At 67.1% G+C, this 559-nt stretch carries 1 protein-coding gene; it reads left to right on the top strand.

Annotated features, from left to right (window positions below; genetic code table 11):
- A partial coding sequence (locus tag DYI24_RS27595; protein ID WP_164574567.1) for an ATP-binding cassette domain-containing protein occupies positions 1 to 559 on the top strand: 559 nt, incomplete at both ends.

Raw genomic sequence — 559 nt, 5'->3', positions numbered from 1 at the left:
CCGGCTGTACGACGGCTCGGGCGGCCGCATCCTGATCGACGGTCAGGACATCCGCAGCGTCACCCAGACCTCGCTGCGCGCGGCGATCGGCATGGTGCCGCAGGATACCGTGCTGTTCAACGACACCATCCGCTACAACATCCGCTACGGCCGCTGGGACGCCACCGACGCCGAGGTGGAGGAGGCGGCCAGGACCGCGCAGATCGACGCCTTCATCAAGGCGTCGCCGAAGGGCTACGACACCGAAGTCGGCGAGCGCGGGCCGAAGCTCTCGGGCGGTGAGAAGCAGCGCGTGGCGATTGCGCGAACGGTTCTCAAGGCGCCGCCGATTCTGGTGCTCGACGAGGCAACTTCGGCGCTCGACAGCCACACCGAACATGAAATCCAGGGCGCCCTGGAGCGTGTGGCACAAAACCGCACCTCGCTGGTGATCGCGCACCGGCTTTCGACCATCGTCGGGGCCGACGAGATCATCGTGCTCGATCAGGGGCGGATCGCCGAACGCGGCACGCATGCGCAACTGTTGGCCGCTGGCGGGCTTTACGCCAGCATGTGGAAC

The organism is Rhodopseudomonas sp. BR0C11 (assembly GCF_010820945.1).
Classification (GTDB): domain Bacteria; phylum Pseudomonadota; class Alphaproteobacteria; order Rhizobiales; family Xanthobacteraceae; genus Rhodopseudomonas; species Rhodopseudomonas palustris_H.
This window is presented reverse-complemented; position numbering and strand designations above follow the sequence as displayed.